The sequence below is a fragment of the Mucilaginibacter sp. P4_D1 genome, from assembly GCF_056401935.1.
In genome coordinates this window covers 283,349-293,728 of sequence record NZ_JBFUIJ010000004.1, presented here as the reverse complement: position 1 = coordinate 293,728, position 10,380 = coordinate 283,349, and the positions used below count along the sequence as shown (strand labels likewise).

At 46.5% G+C, this 10,380-nt stretch carries 7 protein-coding genes and 1 pseudogene; 7 read left to right on the top strand and 1 reads right to left on the bottom strand.

Annotation, left to right across the window (positions count from 1 at the left end; translation table 11 throughout):
* The 5 genes and pseudogenes from AC1DV1_RS06690 to AC1DV1_RS06670 all read left to right on the top strand — a co-directional run.
* On the top strand, nucleotides 1-1,397 hold a 1,397-nt coding region (locus AC1DV1_RS06690; RefSeq protein ID WP_477356828.1), incomplete at its 5' end, for a PIG-L family deacetylase.
* Nucleotides 1,398-1,478: 81 nt separating this feature from the next.
* A pseudogene (locus tag AC1DV1_RS06685) lies at nucleotides 1,479-1,840 on the top strand (four helix bundle protein).
* A gap of 25 nt (nucleotides 1,841-1,865) precedes the next feature.
* On the top strand, nucleotides 1,866-2,972 hold the full coding sequence (locus AC1DV1_RS06680; protein ID WP_477356826.1) for an acyltransferase family protein: 1,107 nt from the start codon (nucleotides 1,866-1,868) through the stop codon (nucleotides 2,970-2,972).
* Nucleotides 2,973-2,975: 3 nt separating this feature from the next.
* Nucleotides 2,976-3,479, top strand: a complete 504-nt coding sequence (locus AC1DV1_RS06675) for a DUF2059 domain-containing protein (protein ID WP_477356824.1) — start codon at nucleotides 2,976-2,978, stop codon at nucleotides 3,477-3,479.
* Between the two features lie 69 nt (nucleotides 3,480-3,548).
* Nucleotides 3,549-6,413, top strand: a complete 2,865-nt coding sequence (locus AC1DV1_RS06670) for a M16 family metallopeptidase (protein WP_477356822.1) — start codon at nucleotides 3,549-3,551, stop codon at nucleotides 6,411-6,413.
* A gap of 83 nt (nucleotides 6,414-6,496) precedes the next feature.
* On the opposite strand, the gene AC1DV1_RS06665 is transcribed toward AC1DV1_RS06670, so the two are convergent.
* Complete coding sequence (locus AC1DV1_RS06665) at nucleotides 6,497-7,216, bottom strand: hypothetical protein (protein WP_477356820.1); 720 nt, start codon at nucleotides 7,214-7,216, stop codon at nucleotides 6,497-6,499.
* 37 nt (nucleotides 7,217-7,253) lie between these two features.
* Here AC1DV1_RS06665 and AC1DV1_RS06660 point away from each other — a divergent pair, with 37 nt between their 5' ends.
* Together AC1DV1_RS06660 and AC1DV1_RS06655 are read left to right on the top strand one after the other, a co-directional pair.
* Nucleotides 7,254-9,842, top strand: coding sequence for a ligase-associated DNA damage response DEXH box helicase (locus tag AC1DV1_RS06660; protein ID WP_477356818.1), 2,589 nt, complete (start codon nucleotides 7,254-7,256; stop codon nucleotides 9,840-9,842).
* A gap of 142 nt (nucleotides 9,843-9,984) precedes the next feature.
* Nucleotides 9,985-10,374, top strand: coding sequence for a RidA family protein (locus tag AC1DV1_RS06655; RefSeq protein ID WP_477356816.1), 390 nt, complete (start codon nucleotides 9,985-9,987; stop codon nucleotides 10,372-10,374).
* Nucleotides 10,375-10,380: the final 6 nt, after the last annotated feature.

Genomic DNA, 10,380 nt, shown 5'->3' with positions numbered 1-10,380 from the left:
CTTTAGATGATTTGACCCGCAGTGATGCCGCCCGCGATTTTGGCGGCAAAGCCAATGTGCCTACCAAAGCCATTACCATGGGTATTGGTACCATTTTTAAAGCAAGAGAGATCATCCTGATGGCCTGGAGCGCCAAAAAAGCACCTATTGTTAAAAAAGCTGTTGAAGGTGAAATATCAGGCGAAGTACCGGCCACCTACCTGCAATTATCAGATCATGTTGAATTTGTGCTGGATGAAGCAGCCGCATCAGAATTAACCCGCTTTGATACCCCATGGCTGGTAAAAGATTGTTCATGGGATGATAACACACTGAAAAAGAAAGCCGTGATCTGGCTGGCTGACACCATTGGCAAACCGGTATTAAAACTTACCGAAGAAGATTACAACAACCACGGTATGGCGCAACTTGCGGTAGAGCAGGGCCCGGTATACAACATCAATATTGATATTTTTAACCAGATACAGCATACCATTACCGGCTGGCCGGGTGGCAAACCTAATGCTGATGACTCACAACGGCCAGAAAGAGCTTTGCCTGCAAAAAAACGCTCGGTTATCTTCTCCCCGCACCCGGATGATGATGTGATCTCGATGGGTGGTACCTTCATCCGCCTGGTTGACCAGGGACATGATGTGCATGTGGCCTACCAAACATCGGGCAATACCGCCGTCTGGGACGATGATGTGCTGCGCTACATGGAATTTGCTATCGATTTTACCAACAGCATTGGCGAGGACGGCGGCCATCTGACGAAATTATACGAAGAAATGCGCGCTTTCTTCCCGCAAAAACAACCCAACCAGATTGATACCCGCGAAATCAGAAATGTAAAAGGTTTCATCCGTAAAACAGAGGCGATCTCGGGAGCCCGTTATGCAGGTTTGCCCGATGACCATATCCACTTTATGGCCTTGCCCTTTTACGAAACAGGCAAAACCAAAAAGAACACCGTTGGCGAAGAAGATATTCAGCTGACCATCGACCTGTTACAAAAAATAAAGCCACACCAGATTTTCGCTGCCGGCGATTTTGCCGACCCTAACGGAACCCACCTGGTTTGCTTCAACATTATCCTTGCAGCACTCGACCGGTTGAAAGCCACAGAAGAATGGGTTAAAGATTGCTGGCTGTGGATGTACCGCGGCGCATGGCACGAGTTTGAAACTTATGAAATTGAAATGGCTGTGCCACTTTCACCACAGGAAGTTATCCGCAAGCGCAACGCTATCTTTAAACACCAATCACAAAAAGACAGGCCGGTTTTCCCTGGTGATGATGCAAGGGAATTCTGGGTTAGGGCTGAGGATCGGACGAGAGATACTGCTAAAAAATACGATAGACTTGGCTTGGCAGAATATGAAGCCATGGAAGGATTTAAGCGTTATAAGTTTTAAGAGGTTGTACGTTTTACGTGGTACGTTATACGTCAGATCACAACAAGGTAATTCTATCGCCTACTTATTCTGGTTCTATTTATGCAGAAATTTAAGGACTTAATTCTATGGAAAGAAGCTCATCAACTTACCGTTAAAGTTTATGAGGTATCCAAAAAATTCCCAAAGGAAGAGCTATTTGGTGTTACGTCCCAATTAAGGCGGGCGGCAACATCAATCTCTTGCAATATAGCAGAAGGTTGCGGTAGATATACCTCGAAAGACTTTGCAAGTCTCCTTCAATTTCGCTCGGCTCAACTAATGAAACTGATTATCTAACAATATTGGCGAAAGATCTAAACTATCTTTCCGAAGGAGATTTCGTCATATTACAGGAGAAAATCAATAAGGTAAGAGCAATGAATATTAACTTACTCGAAAAAGTAAGGAACAAAAACGTATAACTTAAAACGTCCAACGTATAACCTAATGACCCAACAGGAAAAAAACCCAAGACTCCTCTCCCTTGATGTAATGCGTGGGGCCACAATTGCCGCCATGATATTGGTTAACGACCCCGGCGATTGGGGGCATATTTATCCGCCGCTGGAACATTCCAAATGGAATGGATGTACGCCTACAGACCTGGTATTTCCATTTTTTTTGTTTATGGTTGGCGTATCGGTTACCTATGCTATGGAAAGCAGGAAAGCAACTGTTTCTCATGCTAAATTAATTCTTAAAGCACTACAACGCACCGCTATCTTAATTGCCATCCCCTGGATAACGCAATTGATATTTCATTGGGATCGAGGCTTTTCGCATTTAAGGTTTCCCGGCGTATTGCCACGTATAGCTTTGGTCTATTTTATTTGTACCATCATCTATCTAAAAACATCACAAAAAACACGCGACTGGATTTTTGCCAGCGCGTTGATTGGTTATTTTATCATCATGACATTTATCCCCGTGCCGGGTGTAGGCTATGCCAACCTGGAACCGGCCACTAACATGGGGGCCTGGATAGACAGGTTGGTTTTTACCACCAATCACCTCTGGAGTGAATCGCACACCTGGGACCCCGAAGGCTTATTGGGTACCTTACCTGCTGTGGCAACCGGGTTGTTCGGTATCAGGATTGGCAGTTGGTTGAAGCGAAAAGATGTAGACGATAATGTTAAGGTAAGCTGGATGTTTACCTATGGCGTTATAGCCTTTGTTGCGGGGCTGGTTTGGGATTTGTTTTTCCCCATTAATAAAGCCCTGTGGACAAGCTCTTTTGTGCTTTATACCGGCGGACTGGCCACCATTGCGCTTGCACTAAGCTACTGGCTTATTGATGTGCAGGGGCGCAAACGGTTTACTTATCCTTTCGTGGTTTTTGGAGCCAATGCCATTACGGCGTATGTGCTTTCGGGTTTTATTCCGCATTATATGAACATGATAAAAATTGGCGGATTATCTATTTATCAAACCTTTTTTGCGCCCCATTTCTCGCCCCTGAATGCCTCATTGGCAAGTGCCATATTTACAGTTATTATATTATGGCTGGTGATGTGGATATTGTATCTTCGAAAAATAATTATCAAAATATAGTAAATGAAATTTAAACCAACCCTTATCGCCTTAATGGGCATTTTGCTCTTCTGCATCACCAACTCAAAGGCACAAACCACCACTCCATCCTTCAGTGCATCGCAATTAAAAGCGGCCGAAAATTTTTTGATAGCCACCGGGATAAACAGCCAATTTGGAGGAATTGTTGATAACATGATAAATACATCAAGCGCCCAGGTTCCCGAAGCGCAACGAGGCGAATTTGTAAACGTAATGAAACGTTTTATGGTCAAATACTATTCGTGGGATGTATTAAAAACTGAATTTGCAAAAATATACGCCACAGAGTATACCGAAGATGAACTCAATCAGTTAACGGCCTTTTACAATTCGCCGCTTGGTAAAAAGTTAAGCGCGAAAACGCCAATTTTAATGCAAAAGGGCATGGCTTTAGGGCAAAAAACCGTAGCCGACCACAGGCCCGAGCTGGAGCAAATGATGCAAGACGCATTTGCGAAAAAAGAAGCACCAGCGACAAAGCAATAATTAAGGACCACAATTTTGTAACTAATAGTTTCGTTTAGCATCTTAGCATAAAATATTCCCTATAATAATATGAATTTAAATAAACAGCTTTCTGTAGCCGCTTTAGCTTTCCTTATAGCTTCAGGAAGTGCTTTTGCACAAGTTAAAAAAAAGCCGGCGCCATCGCCTAAAAGCAAACCGGTAGCATCGCAATTGCTTGCAAAAGCAGATGTATTGCCCATAGATAATAAGGTAATTATTGGCAAACTGCCTAATGGCCTAACTTATTACATCAGGCAAAATGTTGAACCTAAAAACAAAGCCGAACTTTACCTGGTAAACAAGGTAGGGTCTGTTTTAGAAACCGACGATCAGCAAGGCCTTGCCCACTTTACCGAGCACATGGCCTTTAACGGCACCCGCGATTTCCCTAAAAACCAAATGGTTGATTACCTGCAAAAATCAGGTGTGAAATTTGGCGCCGATTTAAATGCTTACACCTCATTTAACGAAACCGTTTACCAGCTGCCCATTCCCACCGATACGGCAGCTATTTTTAATAATGGCTTTAAAATATTGGCCAACTGGGCAGGCTACGTAAGCTTCGATCCTGCTGAAATTGATAAAGAACGCGGTGTTGTTTTAGAAGAGCAGCGGCTGCGCGGCAAAAACGCGCAGGAGCGTTTGCAACAGCAGATATTGCCTGTGTTGCTTAATAGCTCCCGCTACGCATTGCGTTTGCCTATAGGTAAGGAAGATATCCTTAAAAACTTTAAACCCGAGACAATAAAAAGCTTTTACCATGACTGGTACCGCCCCGATTTGCAGGCGGTAATTGCGGTGGGCGATTTTGACCCTAAACATGTTGAAGAGCTGATAAAGCAAAACTTCTCGGGCCTGCAAAACCCAACTGCCGAAAAACCACGCACAAAGTACACCGTACCTGCTACACCGGGTACTGCTGTTAAAATAGCTACAGATAAGGAATTCCCTTACACGCTGGCCGAAATCATTGTAAAACATCCTGGTACAACGGTTAAAAACACCGTTGACTATATGCAGAGTGTCAGGATCAGGTTGTTTAACCAGATGCTGAATGCCCGTTTAGGCGAATTGCTGCAAAAACCAAATCCACCGTTTTTATTTGGCCGCTCAAGCTATGGCGGCTTTTTGGGTGAACAGGATGCCTTTACTTCCATTGCCGTTGCCAAAACGCCTGCCGAGTTAGAAGGCGCCATTAAAGCCGTTGTTGCCGAAACAGAACGGGCCCGCAAGTTTGGCTTTACCCTTACCGAACTGGAGCGCGCCAAACAGGATGCGTTGGTGCAAATGGGTAATGCCTATAAAGAGCGTGATAAAACACGATCGGCAAATTTTGTACGTGAGTATCAGCAACACTTTTTAGAAGGCGAAGCAATCCCCGGTATTGAGTACGAATACAATTATTATGTAAACAATATTAACAAGATCACGGTAGATCAGATGAATGCTTTGGCCGGTAAATTTATTGGCGACCAAAACAGGGCCGTGATTGTTGAAGCCCCCGAAAAAGACAAGGCTACCTTACCAACCGAAGCCACATTACTGCAATGGATAAGTGCGGCAGGACAAGGTGTTACCGCCTATGTTGACAATGTATCATCAGAGCCTTTGTTGAATAAATTACCCGAGGGTACCAAAGTTGTGAATACCGTTGTCGATTCGTTAATTGGTACTACTACTATAACCCTTGGTAATGGGCTTAAAGTGGTATTAAAACCAACCGATTATAAAAACGACCAGATCCTGATTAATGGCTATGCCTTTGGTGGCTCGTCGTTAGCAAGCGATGATGATTTTACATCGGCTAATTTGGCTTCGTCTATCATTAGCAGCAGCGGTATCGCCCAGTTTAACCAGGGTATGCTCGATAAAAAAATGGCCGGGAAAAATGTGAGCATTACCCCTTACATCAGCGAGTTTGCCCAGGGTATTTCGGGTAACTCTTCGCCTGCAGATTTTGAAACGGCGTTGCAGTTAATTTACCTGTACTTTACCCAGCCACGTAAGGATAATGATATCTGGCAATCAACAATTACCCAAACAAAATCTGTACTGGCCAACAGGGGCCTCGATCCGCCGAGCGTGTTCCAGGATACGGTATCGGCCACGTTAAGCAACCACAATTTCAGGGGAATGGTTACCACGCCCGAAAGGCTGAGCAAAGCATCGTTGGATAAGGCCTACAGCTTTTATAAAGCCAGGTTTGCCGATGCAAGCAATTTTACCTTCACCCTGGTGGGTAATTTTGATGTGGAAACGGTAAAACCATACCTGGAGCATTACTTAGGAGGTTTGCCATCAACCAATAGTAAAGAAACCTACAAGAATTTGAACATTCAACCTCCGGCAGGCGAGGTCACCAAAATAGTTAACAAGGGTGAAGCCGAAAAAAGCAGTGTGCAACTGGTATTCAGCGGAGATTATGAGTATAACGATGCCAATAACATCCAAATGGATGCATTGGAGGAAGTATTGAATATTAAATTGATTGAACGCCTGCGCGAGCAGGAAAGCGGTGTTTACGCTCCTGGCGTAAGGGCGGGTTACCACAAAACGCCAAGCGGCAGGTATAGCATCACCGTTTATTTTGGATGTGCGCCAGCGAATGTCGACAAAATGATTGCCTCTACCCTGGATGAGATAGCCAAGCTTAAACAAAATGGCGCCCTACCAACCGATATCCAAAAATTTGTAGCCGAAGAAGCCCGCAGCACACGCGAGCAAATGAAAGAAAATGTTTTTTGGGCCGGATACCTGGCGTCATCGTCACAAAACGGCGAAAACCCGGATCAAATTTTGCAACACGTAGGTAACCTGGAACAGGTAACTGTACAAAGTACCAAAGATGCAGCCAATAAATACTTAAGCGGCAAAAACTTTATCAAATTGATTTTACTGCCCGAGAAGAAATAATTATTTCTTGCTGATAGTAAAAGCGCCCTGTTGGTTTACCCGGCAGGGCGCTTTTTGTTGGTCCCATCAATATGGTCTTTCGCTTAATGCATATTGATATAGGCAGAAGCCGCCTCATGTGCTTTGTGCACCACAACAGCCACACATTTTTTAGTAGCGTCGTCTACCTCGAAGGATATGCCCTTATCGGCATCAGTATAAACCTGTACATTGTGGCCGTTGGCTTTATACCTGGTAACAGGTTTTAGCGAATAATTTTTTTTAACAGCATCTAAAGTAGCACCAACACCCAAATGACCGGCAGTTTTAAACCACGGCGATGTTACCAGTATTTTTTGGACACGGCTGATAGATTCATCTTTGCCGCCCATGTTACGGTGCGAATAAATACTGGTGCGGTAGCCTTTGGTATCGTGTTTGGCAAACCATACCATTAATGAGCTGCCCATGGCAGCATCCGAGCTATCGGGCTTGCCTAATTGCATTAAGGCCAGCTCCAGGTCCTGGTCAATCAGGATATGGCCTACTCCTTTCCCCGGCAAAATAAGTCGGTCGGTGGCAACGGTACCCATAGTTGAGGTATCTGACGTTATCAGCTTATCGGCTGCAGAATCGTCGACGATAGATTTATCGGTTAGTGTAGTATCAGCCGCCCCGGTTTTGGCAGTATCGGCAGTTGATTGTTTTTGGGCTGGCTGGTTACAGGATAACAGGCCTGTTGCCAGTAATATGATCAGGCTATTTTTTATCATACTATAGCTAACAGGATTTATCACTAATTTGTTGGCGCGTATTTGTTGCATTGGCTAACTAAACGCAAATTCAATTGTTAAGCAAAGGATGATTACAAAGGGCCGGCAGGTTATACAGCACTGGTACAAGCAAAAAAACTGGCAGCAATTCGCCTTTCAGCAGGAAATGGAGGCGGCCTACCTGGGCGGCTACTCCGGCTTGCTTAACGCCCCTACTGGGAGCGGCAAAACCTTTGCTTTGTTTTTGCCCTTCCTGGTCGATTTTATTAACAAATACCCCGATACTTACACCACGCAAAAAAACAATGGCTTGCTGATGCTATGGATAACCCCATTGCGTGCGCTCACCAACGATATCCGCAAAGCCATGCAGGAAGCCTGCGACGAAATGGGCCTGCCCTGGCATATAGCTACCCGCACAGGCGATACATCGGCAGCAGAAAAAGCCGCGCTGAAACGGAAATTACCCGAGGTGCTGCTTACCACCCCCGAAAGCCTGCACCTGATGCTGGCCCAAAAAGACTACCCCAAATTGTTCAATAACCTGCAGGTTGTAGTTATTGACGAGTGGCACGAACTCCTGGGCACCAAACGCGGCGTACAGGTGGAGCTGGGGCTGTCTAAGTTGAAAGCCTTAAGTCCGAAGTCTGAAGTCTTTAGTCAGGTCCCCGAAAAAGACTCAGGACTTATGACTCAGAACTTAAGACTCAAAATCTGGGGCATCAGCGCAACCATAGGTAACCTGGAGCAGGCGGCCGAGGTTTTGCTGGGCAATAACTTCCCGGCAGATCAGATCAGGATGGTACGGGCCAACCTGGAGAAGAAACTGGATATCCAGTCCATCATCCCCGATAATGTGGAGAATTACTCATGGGCAGGCCATATTGGTTTAAAGCTGCTGCCGCAAGTGATGGAGATTGTGGCCAAAAGTAAAACCACGCTGATATTCACCAATACTCGGTCGCAATCCGAGATCTGGTACCATGCTATTTTAGATAATTACCCGGAATATGCCGGCATTATGGCCATGCACCACGGTTCGTTGGATAACGAGTTGCGCAACTGGGTAGAGCAGGCCCTGCATGCCGAGGCCCTGAAACTGGTGGTATGCACATCCAGCCTCGATCTTGGCGTCGATTTTCGGCCGGTTGATTGCGTAATACAGGTGGGCAGCCCCAAAGGCGTGGCCCGTTTTATGCAGCGCGCCGGGCGAAGCGGTCACCACCCGGGCGCGGTATCACGGGCGTATTTTGTACCCACACACTCGTTGGAATTGCTGGAAGGGGCCGCGCTTAAAGCCGCCATTAAACGCGGCATATTTGAAAGCCGCGACCCTATGCTGCTTACCATGGATGTGCTGATCCAATACATGGTTACATTGGCCGTATCCGACGGTTTTAGGGCCGATGAGCTATTTAACGAGGTAAAGGGTACCTACGCCTTTGCCGACCTTAGCCGCAACGAATTTGGCCAGCTGCTGGAGTTTATAACCACCGGCGGCAAAACACTGGCGCAATACGATGAATTTTTAAAGGTAGAAATAGAGAACGGCCTGTACAAAGTAAACAGCCGCCGGGTGGCCATGCGGCACCGCCTGAGTATAGGCACCATCACCAGCGAGCTGAGCATCCGGGTAAAATGGTTAAGCGGCGGCAGCCTGGGCACCATCGAAGAATCCTTCGTATCCAAGCTTAAGCCAGGCAATACCTTCTGGTTTGCAGGCCGTAGCCTGGAGTTTATCCGGGTAAAGGAAATGACGGCCTTTGTCAAAAAATCAAACTCCACCAAGGGTTTAATACCCAGCTGGAATGGCGGGCGAATGCCCTTGTCGTCACAACTGGCTGCCGTGTTCAGGGATAAGCTGGACGAGGTGGCGCATGGCATCGAAAAAGATGTTGAAGTCATCGCCCTCAAGCCCTTGTTTAAATTGCAGCAGGAGTTATCGCACCTGCCCCAGAGCCACGAGTTTTTGATCGAGTCGTTTAAATCCCGCGAAGGGCACCACCTGTTATTTTATCCTTTTGAAGGGCGGCTGGTACACGAGGGGATGGCATCATTGCTGGCCTTCAGGATCAGTAAGATCAGGAATGCCAGCTTCAGCATCGCCATGAACGATTATGGCTTCGAACTGCTTACCGACGAGGACGTACCCATTGAGGACGTGCTGGAAGATGCCAGCTTTTTTTCGATAGATAACCTCATTGATGATATCCAGCATAGCCTGAATGCCAACGAAATGGCCCGCAGGCGGTTCAGGGACATAGCCCACATTGGCGGGCTGGTATTTACCGGCTATCCCGGTCAGCAGGTGAAGAATAAGCATTTGCAGGCATCAACCTCCTTATTGTTCGAGGTGTTTACCGAGTATGAGCCGGATAACCTGCTGGTGCGCCAGGCTTATAACGAGGCGCTGGCCTTCCAGCTGGAGGAGTTTAGGCTGCGGGCGGCATTGCAGCGGATAGCCACCCAAACCATCATCCTGAAAACCATTGAACGGCCTACGCCATTTGCCTTCCCGATAATGGTTGACAGCCTGGGCCGGGAAAAACTGACTACCGAAACCATGGAAGAACGTATTGCCAAAATGGCCCGCCGCTACGGTGCCGAAGGCGTTGGCGAAGTTGATGAAACCCGCAAAAACCGCAAGCCCGGCATCACCCGGAAGAAGGGATTTTAAGTGCCCTTAAAAACTGCACTTTACGAGTATCCACCTGTAGTTAATTAACATGCCATGTAAATAAAAACTGTTCAGCAGCGCTGGATATCATCGCATATTTTTTATATTTATAAGCAGTAAATCACCTCAAAAACCTATCGCCATGGCCTCAAAAATCAGCTTCAATACCGATAAAATACCACGTTTAAATACGTTTATTCCACAGGCCGTAATAGCAGGAGGTTTAATATACGTTTCGGGCATGGCGGGGCTTAATCCCGAGACCGGTAAACTTATCGACGATACTTTTGAAGGGCAGGCCCGGCAGGCTTTTACTAACATCCAAACCATACTGCAGGAAGCCGGCAGCAATATGGATAACATTGTAAAAACCACCATCTGGATGGTTAGCGGCCAGGACCCAACCTTTGCAGCTATCAATAAAGTTTATGCCGAATTCTTCCCCGAAAACCCGCCGGCACGCAGCGCCCCGCAGGTAATGCCTTTTCCGGGTGGTATCCTGGTTTCGGTGGAGTGCGTGGCGCTGGCGTAAGGTGAA

Bases quoted from the DNA above. Each gene is read 5' to 3' on its own strand.
- AC1DV1_RS06680 (WP_477356826.1), top strand. From the start codon at position 1,866: ATGACCCAACAGGAAAAAAACCCAAGACTCCTCTCCCTTGATGTAATG.
- AC1DV1_RS06675 (WP_477356824.1), top strand. From the start codon at position 2,976: ATGAAATTTAAACCAACCCTTATCGCCTTAATGGGCATTTTGCTCTTC.
- AC1DV1_RS06670 (WP_477356822.1), top strand. From the start codon at position 3,549: ATGAATTTAAATAAACAGCTTTCTGTAGCCGCTTTAGCTTTCCTTATA.
- AC1DV1_RS06665 (WP_477356820.1), bottom strand. From the start codon at position 7,216: ATGCAACAAATACGCGCCAACAAATTAGTGATAAATCCTGTTAGCTAT.
- AC1DV1_RS06660 (WP_477356818.1), top strand. From the start codon at position 7,254: ATGATTACAAAGGGCCGGCAGGTTATACAGCACTGGTACAAGCAAAAA.
- AC1DV1_RS06655 (WP_477356816.1), top strand. From the start codon at position 9,985: ATGGCCTCAAAAATCAGCTTCAATACCGATAAAATACCACGTTTAAAT.